This is a genomic window from Burkholderia plantarii (genome assembly GCF_001411805.1).
Lineage (GTDB): Bacteria > Pseudomonadota > Gammaproteobacteria > Burkholderiales > Burkholderiaceae > Burkholderia > Burkholderia plantarii.
This window is the reverse complement of sequence record NZ_CP007212.1, coordinates 424,479-440,020: the sequence shown is the minus strand read 5'-3', so window position 1 is coordinate 440,020 and position 15,542 is coordinate 424,479. Positions and strand designations below refer to the sequence as shown.

16 protein-coding genes are annotated in these 15,542 nt (G+C 70.1%); 8 read left to right on the top strand and 8 right to left on the bottom strand.

Annotated features, from left to right (window positions below; translation table 11 throughout):
- The first annotated feature begins 24 nt into the window (after positions 1-24).
- The 3 genes from grxD (at position 25) to bpln_RS01925 (ending at position 1,978) form a co-directional block, all read left to right on the top strand.
- The gene (gene grxD, locus bpln_RS01935) at positions 25-336 is read left to right on the top strand and encodes a Grx4 family monothiol glutaredoxin (RefSeq protein ID WP_042623724.1); all 312 of its coding nucleotides are present in this window, start codon (positions 25-27) and stop codon (positions 334-336) included.
- A gap of 7 nt (positions 337-343) precedes the next feature.
- Positions 344-940 (top strand): UbiX family flavin prenyltransferase, encoded by a 597-nt coding sequence (locus bpln_RS01930; protein ID WP_055137961.1) that lies wholly within the window; start codon positions 344-346, stop codon positions 938-940.
- A 246-nt stretch (positions 941-1,186) separates the two neighbouring features.
- The gene (locus tag bpln_RS01925; protein WP_055137960.1) at positions 1,187-1,978 is read left to right on the top strand and encodes a DODA-type extradiol aromatic ring-opening family dioxygenase; all 792 of its coding nucleotides are present in this window, start codon (positions 1,187-1,189) and stop codon (positions 1,976-1,978) included.
- 92 nt (positions 1,979-2,070) lie between these two features.
- Here the strand turns inward: bpln_RS01925 and bpln_RS01920 are convergent, their stop codons facing one another.
- A complete protein-coding gene (locus tag bpln_RS01920; RefSeq protein WP_042623721.1) occupies positions 2,071-3,669 on the bottom strand; it encodes an APC family permease in 1,599 nt (532 codons plus the stop codon).
- Positions 3,670-4,103: 434 nt separating this feature from the next.
- Here bpln_RS01920 and bpln_RS01915 point away from each other — a divergent pair, with 434 nt between their 5' ends.
- Positions 4,104-4,307, top strand: coding sequence for a cold-shock protein (locus bpln_RS01915; protein ID WP_012734504.1), 204 nt, complete (start codon positions 4,104-4,106; stop codon positions 4,305-4,307).
- 257 nt (positions 4,308-4,564) lie between these two features.
- Here the strand turns inward: bpln_RS01915 and bpln_RS01910 are convergent, their stop codons facing one another.
- The 3 genes from bpln_RS01910 to bpln_RS01900 form a co-directional block, all read right to left on the bottom strand.
- The gene (locus tag bpln_RS01910; protein ID WP_042623720.1) at positions 4,565-5,824 is read right to left on the bottom strand and encodes an Hsp70 family protein; all 1,260 of its coding nucleotides are present in this window, start codon (positions 5,822-5,824) and stop codon (positions 4,565-4,567) included.
- 278 nt (positions 5,825-6,102) lie between these two features.
- The gene (locus bpln_RS01905) at positions 6,103-6,705 is read right to left on the bottom strand and encodes a nitroreductase family protein (RefSeq protein ID WP_055137959.1); all 603 of its coding nucleotides are present in this window, start codon (positions 6,703-6,705) and stop codon (positions 6,103-6,105) included.
- 205 nt (positions 6,706-6,910) lie between these two features.
- Positions 6,911-8,194, bottom strand: a complete 1,284-nt coding sequence (locus bpln_RS01900) for an MFS transporter (protein ID WP_055137958.1) — start codon at positions 8,192-8,194, stop codon at positions 6,911-6,913.
- Between the two features lie 169 nt (positions 8,195-8,363).
- Here bpln_RS01900 and bpln_RS01895 point away from each other — a divergent pair, with 169 nt between their 5' ends.
- Both bpln_RS01895 and bpln_RS01890 read left to right on the top strand, forming a co-directional pair.
- A complete protein-coding gene (locus tag bpln_RS01895) occupies positions 8,364-8,978 on the top strand; it encodes a TetR/AcrR family transcriptional regulator (RefSeq protein WP_042623717.1) in 615 nt (204 codons plus the stop codon).
- Between the two features lie 170 nt (positions 8,979-9,148).
- A complete protein-coding gene (locus tag bpln_RS01890; protein ID WP_055137957.1) occupies positions 9,149-9,730 on the top strand; it encodes a DUF1415 domain-containing protein in 582 nt (193 codons plus the stop codon).
- A gap of 272 nt (positions 9,731-10,002) precedes the next feature.
- On the opposite strand, the gene bpln_RS01885 is transcribed toward bpln_RS01890, so the two are convergent.
- From bpln_RS01885 to bpln_RS01870, 4 genes are all read right to left on the bottom strand, one after another.
- Complete coding sequence (locus bpln_RS01885) at positions 10,003-10,866, bottom strand: class I SAM-dependent methyltransferase (protein WP_055137956.1); 864 nt, start codon at positions 10,864-10,866, stop codon at positions 10,003-10,005.
- A 208-nt stretch (positions 10,867-11,074) separates the two neighbouring features.
- A complete protein-coding gene (locus bpln_RS01880; protein WP_055137955.1) occupies positions 11,075-12,217 on the bottom strand; it encodes a methyltransferase in 1,143 nt (380 codons plus the stop codon).
- 221 nt (positions 12,218-12,438) lie between these two features.
- Complete coding sequence (locus tag bpln_RS01875; protein ID WP_420807350.1) at positions 12,439-12,918, bottom strand: LEA/WHy family protein; 480 nt, start codon at positions 12,916-12,918, stop codon at positions 12,439-12,441.
- A 239-nt stretch (positions 12,919-13,157) separates the two neighbouring features.
- A complete protein-coding gene (locus bpln_RS01870; protein ID WP_055137953.1) occupies positions 13,158-14,126 on the bottom strand; it encodes a LysR family transcriptional regulator in 969 nt (322 codons plus the stop codon).
- A gap of 165 nt (positions 14,127-14,291) precedes the next feature.
- Between bpln_RS01870 and bpln_RS01865 the strand changes: the two genes are divergently transcribed.
- Positions 14,292-15,269, top strand: a complete 978-nt coding sequence (locus bpln_RS01865) for a quinone oxidoreductase family protein (RefSeq protein WP_055137952.1) — start codon at positions 14,292-14,294, stop codon at positions 15,267-15,269.
- Positions 15,270-15,301: 32 nt separating this feature from the next.
- Positions 15,302-15,454, top strand: coding sequence for a DUF1427 family protein (locus bpln_RS33505; protein ID WP_082465165.1), 153 nt, complete (start codon positions 15,302-15,304; stop codon positions 15,452-15,454).
- Positions 15,455-15,542: the final 88 nt, after the last annotated feature.

Genomic DNA, 15,542 nt, shown 5'->3' with positions numbered 1-15,542 from the left:
CGCCCCGCACCCGCAAGGTTCATCATGGATACCCAACAACGCATCAAGCATATCGTCGACGAACACCCGGTCGTCCTCTTCATGAAGGGCACCGCCCAGTTTCCGATGTGCGGCTTCTCGGGCCGCGCGATCCAGGTCCTGAAGGCCTGCGGCGTCGACCAGATCAAGACCGTCAACGTGCTCGAGGACGACGAAATCCGCCAGGGCATCAAGTCTTTCTCGAACTGGCCGACCATCCCCCAGCTCTACGTGAAGGGCGAGTTCGTCGGCGGTTCGGACATCATGATGGAGATGTACCAGTCGGGCGAACTGCAGCAACTGTTCGCCGCGGCCTGAGCGCCCGATGCCGGCAGGCCCGGTGCCGCCGCGGCGCCTGATCGTCGCGATCACCGGCGCGACCGGCGCGGTCTACGGGGTTCGCCTGCTCGAACTGCTGCGCGCGGCGGGCGGCGTCGAGACCCACCTGCTCGTGTCGGCCGCCGGCTGGCTCAACATCCAGCACGAACTGAAGCTGTCGAAGGACGAGGTCCACGCGCGGGCCGACGTCGTCCATGCGGTGCGCGACGTCGGCGCCAGCATCGCCTCGGGATCGTTCGCGACCGACGGCATGGTGATCGCGCCGTGCTCGATGAAGACGCTCGCGAGCGTCGCTCACGGGCTGTCGGACAATCTCGTCGCGCGCGCGGCCGACGTCACGCTCAAGGAGCGGCGCCGGCTCGTGCTGATGGTGCGCGAAACGCCGTTCAATCTCGCCCATCTGCGCAACATGACCGCCGTTACCGAGATGGGCGGCGTGATCTTCCCGCCGCTGCCGGCGTTCTATGCCCTGCCCGCCTCGATCGACGAACTCGTCGACCATACCGTCACGCGCGTGATCGACATGTTCGGCATCGGCGCGGCGCGCACCGCGCCCTGGACCGGCCTGCCCGACGCCGGCTGAGCCGCGCGCTTCTCTACCTCGCTCCTCCGCCTCGCTTCGCGGCTTCACCTTGCCGGGCGCCCGCCTGGTTCACGCCCATCCGCGCCGCGCCGCCTCCGGCGCCGTCCCCTGCGCCGATCGCTTCGAGATGGCATCGCCGTCGCTCGATTGCAAACCGGCAAGAATCAATCAAATCCTTCCGCGCCGATTTATCAAAAGACCGCGAACACCTATAGTCGACGCCAATACGATACCCGGTCCCCCGCCATGAACCGCCTGCCCTCGCTCTACCTGTCCCACGGCGCGCCGACGCTGCCGATCGATCCGTCGCTGCCGGCCCCGGCCTTCACGCGGCTGGGCGCCGAGCTGCCGCGCCCGCGCGCGGTGCTGATGCTGTCGGCGCACTGGTGTACGCTCGCGCCGGTCGCCAGCGTCGCGACGCGGCCCGAGACGATCCACGATTTTCACGGCTTCCCGCGCGCGCTCTACGAATTGCGCTACCCGGCGCCCGGCGCGCCCGAGCTGGCCCGCCAGGCGGCGGCGCTGCTCGGCGAGGCCGGCATCGCCACCGCCACCACCGAATACGGGCTCGATCACGGCGCCTGGGTGCCGATGCTGTTGATGTTTCCCGAGGCCGACATCCCCGTCGCGCAGCTGTCGATCCAGCCGCGCTCGGACGCCGCGCATCACTTTCGGGTCGGCCGCGCGCTGCGTTCGCTGCGCGACGAGGGCGTGATGGTGATCGGCTCTGGCCAGATCACGCACAACCTGCGCGAGGCCGACTTCGGCGCGACGCCGGCCGATGCCGATCCGCGCGTCGACGAATTCACGGGCTGGTTCGAGGAACGGCTCGCGCAGCGCGACATCGACGCGCTGCTCGACTATCGCCGCCAGGCGCCGCACGCGGTGCGCATGCATCCGTCCGACGAGCACCTGCTGCCGGTGTTCGCGGCGCTCGGCGCGGCCGACGACGACTACCGGCTCGGCATCCAGGCACTCGGCACCTACCAGCGCGTGCTGGCGATGACGAACTACGTGTTCGCGCCCGGCGCGGCCTGAGCGCCGCACCATGAAAAAAGCCCGCCCGGCATGACCCGGGCGGGCTTTTTCCTTGCCGCCGCGCCTGACGGCGGGGGCGGCGAACGCGGCGCTTACGCGCCGATGTTGTCGAGGATCTCGTCGTGCGACTCGCGCTCTTCCAGATACTGCGTGCGATAGCCGGTGTTGACGCCCCAGAAGTAGAAGCCGAGGGAAATCAGCGCGACGATCAGCATGTCCCAGCCGTAGGGCAGCACGCCCGAGCCGCCGAACTGCTTGCTGCCGATCAGCGACAGGATCGCCATCACCGGCAGGTAGGCCACCAGCCACCAGGCGGCCTTCAGGTCGCTGCCCCAGCCGCCCCAGCCCGACTTGGCCTGGAAGTAGAAGTACACCGGCAGCGCGACGACCATCAGCAGGATGATCTCGCCCGTCAGCGGCCACTTGGCCCAGTACAGGATCAGCGAGGCGCAGACGAACGCGAACGGCGCGATCAGCTTCATGCCCGGAATCGACAGCGGGCGCTCGAGGTCCTGGGCCGAACGGCGCAGCGCCATCAGGCTGATCGGACCGGTCAGGTACGAGATCACGGTGGCCACCGAGATCACGGCCGCCAGCGAGCTCCAGCCGCGGAAGAAGAACAGGAACACGAACGACACGAACAGGTTGAACCACATCGCGTTGCGCGGCACGCCGTAGAGCGGGTGAACCGTGCCGAACATCTTCGGCATCGTGTTGTTGCGCTCCATCGCGTAGATCATCCGCGTGGTGGTGGCCATGTAGGTCGTGCCGGTGCCGCTCGGGCTGATGAACGCGTCCACGTAGAGCAGGACCGCGAGCCAGTTCAGGTTCAGCGCGATCGCCAGTTCCGCGAACGGCGAGGCGAAGTTGAACTGCTTCCAGCCCTTCGCGACGTCGGCCGGATCGACCGCGCCAATGTAGGCAATCTGCAGCAGCACGTAGATCACGAGCGCGATCAGGATCGAGGTGATCACCGCGAACGGCACGCTGCGCGCCGGGTTGCGTGCCTCACCGGCGAGGTTCACCGGGCTCTGGAAGCCGTTGAACGCGAACACGATGCCGCTGGTGGCCACCGCGGTCAGCACCGCCGACCAGCCATACGGCGCGAACGTGTCGCTGGTGGTCATGCCGAGGTTGTCCGAGTGGAAGCTCGTGAACAGCAGGCCGAGAATCGTCAGGCCCGGGATCAGGAACTTGAACACCGTGATCGCCGAGTTGGCGCGCGCGAACAGCTTCACGCCCCAGTAGTTCAGCATGAAGTAGATGACCACGAGCACCGCCGACAACAGCAGCCCCGGTGTCGTCAACGAGCCGTCCACGAACAGGCTGTGCGCCCACTGGTACGGCCAGGTGCTCATGTACTGGATCGATGCCTCGGCCTCGATCGGGATCACCGAGACGATCGCGATCCAGTTGGCCCAGGCGCTGATGAAACCGACCAGCGAACCGTGCGAGTAGCGCGCGTAGCGCACCATGCCGCCCGACTCGGGGAACATCGCGCCGAGTTCCGCGTAGGTGAGCGCGATCGCCAAGATCACGACCGCGCCGATGATCCACGCGCAGATGGCGGCGGGACCCGCGATTTTCGCGGCTTTCCAGGCCCCGAAAAGCCAGCCGGATCCGATGATCGATCCGAGACCCGTCAGCATGAGCGCGATCGGGCCAATGTTCCGTTGAATAGAACTGTTCACAACCTCTCCTATGTCTCTCAAAAAGCCTTGTCCTGGCGAGGCCGAAGATCGTTCGGCTCCGCCGCGCCGGCATATTTGGGTGGCCGGGTTGCCCGGTCCGGGACAACCCTGCCGTGCGGCGCGTAGTGTACTCGGTTGCACCTCGCGCTTGTCGGCAAAATCGTGCGTCCCCTACAAAAAAATGGACTCGCCAGCAAGCTTTGTAAGCGTGATGCCTGGAATTTTTCGGGGTTTCCCTAGGAAATTCGGTTTGAAGGTTGACCGCGGGGGCAATAGGACGTATAACGGCCGAGCAGGATTTCAAGTGGCGAGTGAATAGGTACTTTCGTAGTTCGCCCATCAACGGTACTCCGGTCGGCCCCATTACCCCCTTCCTTGATTTTCATGCACCTCCCGGGCGTTTCGCCCTGTCTCACCATTTTTAGGAACAAGTTATGGCAACCGGCACCGTCAAGTGGTTCAACGACGCTAAGGGTTTTGGCTTCATCACGCCGGAAGGCGGCGGCGACGATCTGTTCGCGCACTTCTCGGAAATCCGTGTCGACGGTTTCAAGACGCTGCAAGAAAACCAGAAGGTCGAATTCGAAGTGAAGACTGGCCCGAAGGGTCTGCAAGCAGCGAACATCAAGCCGCTGTAAGTTCGCGCGATATCTTCGCCTGAATGAGAAACCCCGCTTCGGCGGGGTTTTCGTTTTCTCCGTCCCGTTTTCGCATCGGCCGGCATTTGTTCCGAAATCGATTCGCGGGTTCGCGCCGGACTGGCGGAAATCGGCCGCGCGCGGATGGCGCCGACATGCGCATGTCATGAAAGCGGCCGCTCATGGCGGCCGCAGGGCGTCCCGCGATGACCACGCGGGCTTCGATGGCGGCGTGCGGGCCGCGTGGCCCGCCGGCCTCAGCCGAACAGCCGCCGCGCGTGGATGCCGAGCCCGGTCGCCACGCTCGCGAGCCGGTCGCCGAACACCGGCTCGGCGTCGGGAAACGCGGCCGACAGCGCGCCCGACAGGAACGCCAGGCCGGTCGAGCCGCCCGTGAAGTAGAGCGCGCCGACCTCGCGCGGCGCGATGCCGGCCAGCCGCACCGTCTCGCGCGCGGCCTCGACGATGCGTGCCGTGTCGTCCACGCTGGCCTCGATCAGGCGCGCCGCATCGAACGCGATCTGCAGGTCCTCTTCCACGTCGTTCAGGTCGATCAGGGTCTGGCCGCCGGCCGCCACGCCGATCTTCGCCTCCTCGGCGCGCGCGGTCAGCGCGTGGCCGAGGCGCTGGTCGACCACGCGCACCAGCCGGTCGAACTGGCGCGTATCCACGTACAGGTGCTTCATCAGCTTCAGCTCGGCCAGCCGCTTGGGCGTGTAGACCGTGTTGATCAGGTGCCAGGTGGCCAGGTCGAAGTAGATCCGGTTCGGCAGCTCGCGGCCTTCCGGGTCGAGCGAGCGGTAGCCGAACGCGGGCAGGATCGACGCCAGTTCGACGCGGCGGTCGTAGTCGGTGCCGGCGACGTGGACGCCGTGATGGGCCAGCACGTCGTCCTTGCGCTCGAGCCGCGCCATGCGCTCGGGGCCGACGCGCACCAGCGAGAAGTCCGAGGTACCGCCGCCGATGTCGGCCACCAGCACCAGCGACTCGGCCGACAGCCGCGACTCGTAGTCGAACGCGGCCGCGATCGGCTCGTACTGGAAGCACACCTCCTTGAGCCCCACCGAACGCGCGGCCGCGGCGAGCTGCTGCTCGGCCAGCCGGTCGGCGCGCGGATCGTCGTCGACGAAGAACACCGGCCGGCCCAGCACCGCGCGCTCGATCGCGCCGCCCGCGCACGCCTGCGCCTTGCGCGTCAGGTGCTGCATGAAGATCGCGATCACCTCGGTATAGGCGATGCCGCTGCCGTCGCCGAGATCGGTGGTGGTCTCCGCGAGCGGCGAGCCGAGGATGCTCTTCATCGAGCGCATCAGCCGGCCGTCGAACCCGTCGATGTAGGACGCGAGCGCGGTGCGGCCGAACTCGCGCGAGCCTTCGTCGTTGTTGAAGAAGATCGCGGTGGGCAGGGTCCGGTGCTCGCCCTCGACGGGCGCGAGCCGCATCGCCCCCGGGTTGGCCGGGTCCGGCAACGCGACGGCCGAATTGGAGGTGCCGAAATCGATCGCGCAATAAGTCATGGGGAGAGGTCGCCGACTGGGCGGGCGCGAAGCGGAAAGGGGGGCTTTTTTATCACAGAAGCGCGGGCCGCTACAACGGGGCCGGCGCACGAGAAATACGGGGACGGGTCGGCCCGGCGGCCGGCGCCCGCGTACCGGCGCCGCAGCGGGGGAGGAAAACCGGCGCCGAAGCGGCTATTGCGCCGCGGCGTACCGCACTCGGACTCGAACCCGGCCGCACCGACAGTGTCGCGCCGGACGCGCGCCGATACGTACGCGCACGTGCGCGGCCGGCTCGCTCAGCGTCCCGCGAACGGCACCTTCCAGCCGCCCTGATAGACCACCTCGCCGATCGCATGGCGCGTGCGCGGCGCGCGTTCGCGGTCGCGCAGCACGGGATCGAGCTTCTCGGCGTCGCCGTAGTGGCCGAGCGAGATCATCGCGACGATCTCCACGTCGGCCGGCACCGCGAACGCCTCGCGGAACGCCTTCGGATCGAAGCCGCTCATCTGGTGCGCGGCGAGGCCCAGCGCATGCGCCTGCAGCACCAGCGACATCCCCGCCGCGCCGGCGTCGTAGAGCGCCGTGCTGCTCGGCTCGCCCTTCGAGGTCAGCGTGTGCGCGGTCACCGCGATCAGCACCGGCGCCGGCGCGTTCCAGCCCTGGTTGAACGGCACCAGCGTGGCGAACGCCTTCTTGAACGCGGCCTCGTCGCGCGAGCGGTCGAACACGACGAAGCGCCACGGCTGCGCGTTGTAGGCGGACGGCGCCCAGCGCGCGGCCTCGAGCACCGCGTGCAGGTGCTCGCCGCTGATCGGCTGGTCGGAATAGGCGCGCGGACTCCAGCGGCCGGCAAGCAATTCGTGAATCGGCACGGCGGTGGGTGCAAGGTTGACGGACATGCGTGGCCTCGTAGGTCGAAAAAGGGCGCTAGCCCCGGAGAACCGCCAGCATACCCGTTCACTGCCCCCGGCGGGTGACGCGCGGCGGCCTCGTCTTCGTGCCGCGCGTGGCCTCGGCAAGGCCCGCTCGCGGGCGCCCGGCGGGCCATGCCGGAGCGGGCTGGATGTCAGCGCGCCGCCGGCCAAGCGGCCCTGCCCGGCGGGCTCAGGCTGCCTGCGGCACCGCTTGCGCGCGGCCGCGCTTGATGCGCAGCACGATCACCGCGCCGACGATGCAGAGGCCGCCCGAAATCATCGAGGCGAGCGTGTAGGTGCCGAGGCTCGCGCGCAGCAGCCCCGCGCCGAGCGTGGCGAACGCGGCGCCGAGCTGGTGGCCGGCGACGATCCAGCCGAACACGATCGGCGCGCGCTCCTTGCCCCAGATGTCGGTGGCGAGGCGCACGGTGGGCGGCACGGTGGCGATCCAGTCGAGCCCGTAGAACACCGCGAACAGCGGCAGCCCGAAGAAGTCGATGCCGAACGCGTGCGGCAGGTAGATCAGCGACAGCCCGCGCAGCCCGTAGTACCAGAACAGCAGCACGCGGCTGTCATAACGGTCCGAGAGCCAGCCGGACAGCGTCGTGCCGATCAGGTCGAACACGCCCATCGCGGCGAGCAGCGAGGCGCCCTGCACCTCGCTCATGCCGTAGTCGCTGCACATCGCGATCAGGTGCGAGCCGATGTAGCCGTTGGTGCTCGCGCCGCAGATGAAGAAGCTGAAGAACAGCAGCCAGAAGTCGCGCTTGCGGGCCGCGTCGAACAGCGCGTTGAACGCCGTGGCGAGCGGGTTCTGCTTCGCGGCCTCGGGCGCGCGCGGCGCGTCGTCGGGCTCGCCGTAGGGGCGCAGCTGCAGGTCGGCCGGGCGCTCGGGCAGCAGGAAGATCACGAGCGGCACCACCACCGCGAGCGCCACCGCCACCACCAGCACCACCGGCCGCCAGCCGTGGTGCTGCGCGATCGCCGCCAGCATCGGCAGGAACACCAGCTGCCCGGTGGCCGAGCTGGCCGTCAGCATGCCCATCACGAGCCCGCGCCGCGCCACGAACCAGCGGTTCACGAAGGTGGCCGACAGCGTCAGCGCGGCCACGCCGGTGGCGCTGCCCACCATCACGCCCCAGATCAGCACCATCTGCCAGGTGGCCGTCATCATCGACGACAGCGCCACGCCCGTGCCCATCACCACCAGCGCGACGAGGACCGTCGGCCGCAGCCCGAAGCGCTGCATCGCGGCCGCCGCGAACGGCCCGGTCAGGCCGTACAGCGCGATGTTGATCGAGATCGCGAGCGAAATCGTCGCGCGGCTCCAGCCGAGTTCGTGCTCGAGCGGCACCATCAGCACGCTCGGCGTGGCGCGCGTGCCGGCCGCCGCGAGCAGGACCAGGAACACGACCGCCGCCGCGATCCAGCCGTAGTGGAAGCGCCCCCGGGCGCCCGCTGCCATCCAGTTCATTCCCCGTACTCCCGTAGCGGCCGCGGCGCGCCCGGCATGCCGCCGGCCCCCGACCCGTTGATGACGACCGCCAAGGTTACCGTTCGGTCACAAGAGCTTGCGATCGTAGTGACCGGCCAGTAACATGTCAAGCATCGTCAAAATTGACCCCAAGCCGTCGAGGTGATTGATGCCTGCTTCCTCCTCCAAACCCGCGCCGTCGCGCCGTTCGCCAACCGCCGGCGCGGACGCGCACACGCAGCTGCTCGACGCGGCCGAGGCGCTGTTCTATCAGGAAGGGGTGCGCGCGGTCGGCGTGGACGCGGTGGTCGAGCGCGCCGGCGTGAACAAGATGAGCCTGTACCGGCAGTTCGCGTCGAAGGACGAACTGGTGCTTGCCTATCTCGAACGCAAGAAGGCCAGCTACTTCCACCGCTTCGACGCCGCCGCCGCGCGCCTGCCCGGCGATGCGAAGGCGCAGTTGCTGCAGCTCGTGGACGATCTGGCGCAGCGCGCGCGGCAGCCGACCTATCGCGGCTGCCCGTTCATCAACGTCGCGGTGGAGTTTCCCGATGCCGCGCATCCGGCGCGCGCGTCGGTGGCAGAGAACAAGCAGGAGCTGATGCAGCGGCTGGTCGCGCTCGCGACCGAAGCCGGCGCGCGCGACCCGAAACTGCTGGCCGACGGGCTCGCGCTGGTGGTGGAAGGGATCTACGCGGCCAGCCAGACCTATCGCGACGAACACAGCCCGATCGGCGGCGCGCCGCGCGTGGTGCGGATGATGATCGAGGCGGCCTGCGCCTGAGATCCCCGAGCGCCTGCCCCCTGAGCCCGGGCCGCGCGGCCGGGCCGGGTTCGCGTTTCACACTTCACATGCGGCGGCGGCGGGCGCGCTCACGCGCCGCGCGCGGGCGGGGTACGTCGCGCCGGCGGGCCCGCTACAATGCCGGTCGCCGCATTGCCGCCGCCTCGACCATGAACGATCCCCATCAAGACATCCTCGCCGCCACGCGCCACTGGCTCACGCGCGCCGTCATCGGCCTGAACCTGTGCCCGTTCGCAAAGAGCGTCCACGTGAAGGAACAGGTGCGTTACGTCGTCAGCGAGGCGGCCTCGCTCGAGGACGCGCTCGACGATCTCGAACGCGAGTTGCGCACGCTCGACGCGGCCGCCCCGGAAGCGATCGACACCACGCTGCTGATCTATCCGCGCGCGTTCGCCGGGTTCGACGATTTCAACGACGCGCTCCATTTCGCCGACCGCCTGCTGCGCCAGTTGCGGTTCGAAGGCACCCTGCAGATCGCGAGCTTCCATCCGCACTACCGGTTCGACGGCACCGACGCCGACGACATCGAGAACTACACCAACCGCGCGCCCTACCCGATCCTGCATCTGCTGCGCGAGGCGAGCATCGACCGCGCGGTGGAGGCGTTTCCGGACGCCGCCGACATCTACGAGCGCAATCAGGCGACGCTGCGGCGCCTCGGCCACGACGGCTGGCGCGACTGGATGGCGGGCGGCGAACGCGGGCCGGAGACGCAGAAGGGCGGGGATTGACCGAAGGCCGGCGCGGCTGGTCGGCGGGAGTCGGCCTGCGTGACGGCCGGTGACGGCCGGTGACGGCCGGTGACGGCGGGCGCGGCGATCGGGGCCGCGGGCGAGGCGGACGCGATGGACTCGCGGCGCCTGGGGCGGCTCGGCGGCCGGATCCTCTTCCGGCTCGACAGCCGGATCGTGGCCCGCTTCGTTGATCGGACCGTCGCCCGCTCCGGCGGTCACGCCAACCCGCCATCCGGTGCGAGCAGCGCCGAGCGGGCGCCGCGCGCCACTCAGGCGTTCGTTTCGGCCGCTTCCCCCGTCGCCTCGGGCGCGAAGAAGCGCTCGTTCAGCTCGGCCAGCCCGAACATCGCGAGGATCTCGCCCAGGCGCTCGCCCGGCTTGCGGCGCGGCAGGTTCTTGTACTGCGCGATGATCAGTTCGTTCTTCATCGAGTGTTCCCACCCGACCAGTTCCGTCACGCTGACCTGATAGCCATGCGCCTCCAGTTGCAGGCAGCGCAGCACGTTGGTGATCTGGCTGCCGAACTCGCGCGTATGCAGCGGATGGCGCCAGACCTCGGTCAGCGCGCTGGCCAGCGACCTGCCCTTGTTCCGGCGCAGCACGCCGGCCACCTCGGCCTGGCAGCACGGCACCAGCACGATGTGCCGCGCGCGCTTGGCCAGCGCGAAGCGGATCGCGTCGTCGGTGGCGGTATCGCAGGCGTGCAGCGCAGTCACCACGTCGACGGTCCCGGGCAGCTTCGGCGAACGGATCGAGTCGGCGACCGACAGGTTCTCGAACGACATCGCGCCGAAGCCGAGCCGCGCGGCCAGCGCGGTCGAGTGCTCGACCAGTTCCTCGCGCGTCTCGATGCCGTAGATGTGCGAGCCCGCCGCCGGGCGCGACTTGAAAAACAGGTCATAGAGGATGAAGCCGAGATAGGACTTGCCGGCACCGTGGTCGACCAGCGTCACGCCGCCGCGATCGGCGGCGACATTTTCCAGCAGCGGCTCGATGAACTGATAGAGGTGATAGACCTGCTTCAGCTTGCGGCGGCTGTCCTGGTTCATCTTGCCGTCGCGCGTCAGGATATGCAGCTCCTTGAGCAGCTCGACCGATTGCTCGGGACGGACTTCGTAGGTCTTGTTCGACATCGTGCGGACGGCCGGCCCCGCACCGGAAAAACCGGCGCGGCGTCGGCGGGAAACGGGTGGAATGACGAGAGTTTACCGAAAATCGCGGCGGCGGCCCGGGCGCGGTGCGAATCCGGCCGGAACGGCCCGGGGCCGGCGGCCTCGCCGCGGCGTCGGGAACGGCGCCGCGGCTTCGGCGGCACCGCCAGCGCCGCGCTTCAGACGCCTGTCAAGCCGCCATCTCGCCGCGCGCGCCGAGCCGCCACAGCGAGGTGAGTTCGGCCGAACGGGCGCGGTGCAGCGGATCGTCGGCGTCGCTGGACTTCGGATGGACCGGCCGGATGTCGTCGCGGCCCAGCACCACGAGGCCGGCCGCCTCGATCCAGCCGAGCAGCGCCTCGCGCGTGCGCAGCCCCAGGTGTTCGGCGAAATCGGACAGCACGAGCCAGCCCTCGCCGCCCGGCGTCAGATGCGCGGCGAGCCCGGCCAGGAAGCCCTTCAGCATCCGGCTGTCCGGATCGTAGACCGCGTATTCGATCGGCGAACCCGGCCGCGCCGGCACCCAGGGCGGATTACAGACCACCAGCGGCGCGCGGCCCGCCGGGAACAGGTCGGCGCGCTGCAGCTCGACGCGCGCGCCGTAGCCGAGCCGTTCGAGATTCTCGGCCGCGCAGGCCAGCGCGCGCGGGTCCTGGTCGGTGGCCACCACGCGCTCGACGCCGCGCCCGGCCAGCACCGCCGCGAGCACGCCGGTGCCGGTCCCGATGTCGAACGCGAGCGTCGCGGCGGGCAGCGGCGCGCGCACGACCAGCTCGACGTATTCGCCGCGCACCGGCGAGAACACCCCGTAGTGCGGATGGATGCGCGCGCCGAGCGCGGGAATCTCCACCCCCTTCTTGCGCCATTCGTGCGCGCCGATCAGGCCGAGCAGCTCACGCAGCGAGGCGACCGACGGCGCGCCGCCCGGGCCGTAGGCCTCGACGCAGGCCTCGCGCAGGTCGGGCGCGCGGCGCAGCGCGATCGAATGATCGGCTTCGAGCGGGATCAGCAGCATGCCGAGCGTGCGCGCGCGCTGCGACTGGGCGAGCCGGTGCAGGTTGAACGCGTCCACCGGGTTGTCCGCGTCCTTCTTCCTCGCGCGCCGGTCGATGCGCCGCGCGAGCGCCTGCAGCAGCTGGCGCGCGTTCTGGAAGTCACCCTGCCAGACCAGCGCCGTGCCCTCGCAGGCAAGCCGGTACGCGGTGTCGGCCGTGGTCGTGTCGTCGGCGACCACGACGCGCTTCGGCGGCGGCGAGCCGGCCTCGGAGCGCCAGCGCAGCACACGTTCGACGCCGTTCGCGTCGTGGAATTGAAGGGTCGGATAATCGGTCACGGCAACTCGGAAAGGACGGCAGACATCGGAAACGGAAACGCCGCCCTGACGGCGGCAGGCCGCGATTATCGCTCGCGACGCGGGTGAGCCCAAGCGGCAATCTCGCGCAACCGCCCGTGCGGCCTCGCTCGATTGGTTTTAGCACAGCGGGCGCGGGCCTGTCGGGATCGGAACGGTCACGCGGACACGCCGCTTCCTTCGCCATGCGTCGAGGCACGTGCTCAGTACGCGCCGCCCGATGCGGCCGGCAGGCTCAGCGAGCCGGCATCGGTGAAACGCACGCCGCCGAACGCGCCGGCCTGCAGCTTGCCGCTCAGGCGGTACGGAATGCGCCCCGCCGCCGCCGCGTCGGCGAAACCGAACGCCTGCCGCGCGGCCGCGAACGCCGTCACCGTGATCGGCACGCCGATCACCACCTCGCCGAAACGCGGCACGACCCCGCGCGCATCGCTGACGCCGCTCGCGAAGGCGCGGCCGTTCAGTTCGAGATCGAGCGCGAGGCCGTCGTAGCCGATCGGCGTGTCGTTCGGATTCTGCACGCGCAGCTTCAGCTCGAAGCGCATCTCCAGGCCCTGCCCCGCGAGCGGCGTCAGCCCCACCACGCCGACCCGCACCGGATCGCGGCCGAGCACGGCGCACCCGCCCGTCAGGAGCGGCAGGCTGCCGATTACGAGTAGGCGGACGGCGGCGCGGCGCTGCATCGGCATTCCTCCGGGGGCGGGGATCAGGGGCGACAACGCGAGGCATGCCCGGCCGCGAATCGCGATCGGGCATGCGAACTGGACCGCGCGGCTGTCGCGTAGTTCCTTGGCGGTGCGCTGCCGGGCGGGGCGGGTCGTGGTTCGCGCGGCACGGCGCGCCGCCGAACCGTCGCGTCCGGACCGGCGAGTCTCGCCATTGCGTTCCAGCCGTCGCGCGCTCGCCGCCCCGTCCTTCGTCCTTATCCCTCGCTGCCGTCCCCGTCGCCCCGCCGCTCCCGTTCCACTCCTCCCGCCTCCCGCTCCCAGGGCGGTTGCGCGAACCACTCGCGCAGGAACTCGACCAGCGCGAGCGTGCGCGCGGCGCCGCCCGCCTGCTGGCGCAGCAGGTGGATCGTCGCGTCCTCCAGCACGGGTGCCGCGCCGGCGATGCCGAGCGCGACCAGCGAACCGTCGGCGAGCGCCGCGCCGGCCAGCCAGGTCGGCAGATGCGCGATGCCGAGCCCCTCGACGGCGGCCGCCAGCAGCGCCTCCGAATGATTGCTGCGAAAGCGCGGCGCGGCGGGCGCATGACGATGCTTGCCGAACCGCCACGCGCCGGGCGGCGGCGAGCCGTGCCAGGCGAGGCAGTCGTGGCGCGCGAGCGCGTCGAGCGACGCCGGCGTGCCGCGCGCGGCCAGATAGGCCGGGCTCGCGCACAGCACGCGCCGCTGCGGCGCGAGCAGCGTCGCGACGAAGCGGGTGGCCGCCACCGGGCCGATCCGCAGCGCCAGATCGACGTCGGCGCCGAGCCGCTCGCCGGGCAAGTCCACCATGCTGTCGGTCAGCACCAGCTCGACCACGATCGCCGCGTGGCGCCGCATGAACGCGGCCACGGCCGGCATCAGGTGCAGCCGCCCGAACGGCGCCGGGCAATCGATCCGCACCAGCCCGCCCGGCTCGTCGCGCTGCCGGTGCAATTCGGCATGCAGCCCGCGGATGCCGGCCAGCAGCGCCTTGGCGCGGTCGTACAGCAGCTGCCCGGCCTCGGTCGGCCGCATCGCGTGAGTGGTCCGGTGCAGCACGCGCACGCCGAGCTGCGCTTCCAGCTGATCGATGCGCCGCGAGATCGACGAGGCGGCCACGTCGTGGCGCCGCGCGGCGGCCGAGAAGCTCTGCAGTTCGACGACGTCGACGAACACGGCCAGATGCGGGGAGAGAACGGATTCCATGGAGCGGGTAAGGGCGCGAACGGAAGGGAAGGAAACGACAGGCGGCGCGCTGCAGGACATGCCTATGCGTTTTTCGCAAAGCGATGATGCGCCTTTGCATATTTCCGCGTCAACGGCATCTGCCTAGACTGCCTCCATTCCCTCACCGAATCCAGGAGCCCCGCCATGCAGCGCATCGTCCTCGCCACCGCCGCCCGCGACATCGACTCGCTCGTCGCACCGATCCACGATGACCCGTCGCCCGTCGCGCATGACGGCCAGCTGCTGATCGACGTCCACGCCGCCGGTGTCAATCCGAGCGACGTGAAGGCCGCGCTCGGCAACATGCCGCACGCCGTCTGGCCGCGCACGCCGGGCCGCGACTGGGCTGGCGTGGTGCGGCTCGGCCCGCCCGAGTGGATCGGCGCGCAGGTGTGGGGCTCGGGGGGCGAGCTCGGCATCCGCCGCGACGGCTCGCATGCGCAGCAATTGCTGCTCGACGTCGCGCAGGTGCGCCGCAAGCCGGCCGCGCTGACGCTCGACGAGGCCGCCGGTGTGGGCGTGCCGTTCATCACGGCCTACGAAGGGCTGCGCCGCGCGGGCATGCCGCAGGCGGACGACGTGGTGCTGGTGTTCGGCGCGAACGGCAAGGTCGGGCAGGCGGCGATCCAGCTCGCCAGCGCGCGCGGCGCACGCGTGATCGGCGTCGAGCGCAGCGCGGGCCGCTATCGCGGCCACGCGAGCGGCGTGGTGTCGATGATCGACGCATCGGCCGGCGACGTCGCCGAGGCGGTGCGCGCGCTGACCGGCGGCCACGGCGCCGACGTGGTCTACAACACGGTGGGCAGCCCGTATTTCGCGGCGGCGAACGCGGCGATGGCGATCGGCGCGCGCCAGATCTTCATCTCGACGCTCGAGCGCAGCGTGCCGTTCGACATCTTCGCGTTCTATCGCGGCCAGCACACCTACGTGGGCGTCGACTCGCTCGCGCTCGACGGTGCCGCCTGCGCGCGCATCCTCGACGAACTCGCGCCCGCGTTCGAGGCCGGCACGCTGCGGCCGTTCCCGATCACGGCCGACCACGCCTACCCGCTCGCGCGCGCGCACGACGCCTATCGCGCGGTCCTCGGCGGCACGCGCGAACGCGTGCTGATCAAGCCGTGAGCGGCCCGGCACGAAACGGAGGGAGAACGACAATGATCGACTATGCGGTGTCGCTCGGCGTCGGTGCCGGCGTGGGGCTGTTGTACGGCGTCCTGAACGTGCGCTCGCCGGCGCCGCCGCTCGTCGCGCTGGTGGGACTGCTCGGCATGGTGATCGGCGAGGCGGCGATTCGCTGGCTGCGTTGATCACGCACGGCGCGCGCGGCGCGGAAAGCACGGCGGCGCGGGGCAACCCGCGCCGCGATCCCGTGCCGCGATCCCCTCGCCGGTCGCG

Excerpts from the sequence above, each read along its gene's own strand:
- grxD (WP_042623724.1), top strand. The coding sequence starts at position 25 with ATGGATACCCAACAACGCATCAAGCATATCGTCGACGAACACCCGGTC.
- bpln_RS01930 (WP_055137961.1), top strand. The coding sequence starts at position 344 with ATGCCGGCAGGCCCGGTGCCGCCGCGGCGCCTGATCGTCGCGATCACC.
- bpln_RS01925 (WP_055137960.1), top strand. The coding sequence starts at position 1,187 with ATGAACCGCCTGCCCTCGCTCTACCTGTCCCACGGCGCGCCGACGCTG.
- bpln_RS01915 (WP_012734504.1), top strand. The coding sequence starts at position 4,104 with ATGGCAACCGGCACCGTCAAGTGGTTCAACGACGCTAAGGGTTTTGGC.
- bpln_RS01910 (WP_042623720.1), bottom strand. The coding sequence starts at position 5,824 with ATGACTTATTGCGCGATCGATTTCGGCACCTCCAATTCGGCCGTCGCG.
- bpln_RS01905 (WP_055137959.1), bottom strand. The coding sequence starts at position 6,705 with ATGTCCGTCAACCTTGCACCCACCGCCGTGCCGATTCACGAATTGCTT.
- bpln_RS01900 (WP_055137958.1), bottom strand. The coding sequence starts at position 8,194 with ATGAACTGGATGGCAGCGGGCGCCCGGGGGCGCTTCCACTACGGCTGG.
- bpln_RS01895 (WP_042623717.1), top strand. The coding sequence starts at position 8,364 with ATGCCTGCTTCCTCCTCCAAACCCGCGCCGTCGCGCCGTTCGCCAACC.
- bpln_RS01890 (WP_055137957.1), top strand. The coding sequence starts at position 9,149 with ATGAACGATCCCCATCAAGACATCCTCGCCGCCACGCGCCACTGGCTC.
- bpln_RS01885 (WP_055137956.1), bottom strand. The coding sequence starts at position 10,866 with ATGTCGAACAAGACCTACGAAGTCCGTCCCGAGCAATCGGTCGAGCTG.
- bpln_RS01875 (WP_420807350.1), bottom strand. The coding sequence starts at position 12,918 with ATGCAGCGCCGCGCCGCCGTCCGCCTACTCGTAATCGGCAGCCTGCCG.
- bpln_RS01870 (WP_055137953.1), bottom strand. The coding sequence starts at position 14,126 with ATGGAATCCGTTCTCTCCCCGCATCTGGCCGTGTTCGTCGACGTCGTC.
- bpln_RS01865 (WP_055137952.1), top strand. The coding sequence starts at position 14,292 with ATGCAGCGCATCGTCCTCGCCACCGCCGCCCGCGACATCGACTCGCTC.
- bpln_RS33505 (WP_082465165.1), top strand. The coding sequence starts at position 15,302 with ATGATCGACTATGCGGTGTCGCTCGGCGTCGGTGCCGGCGTGGGGCTG.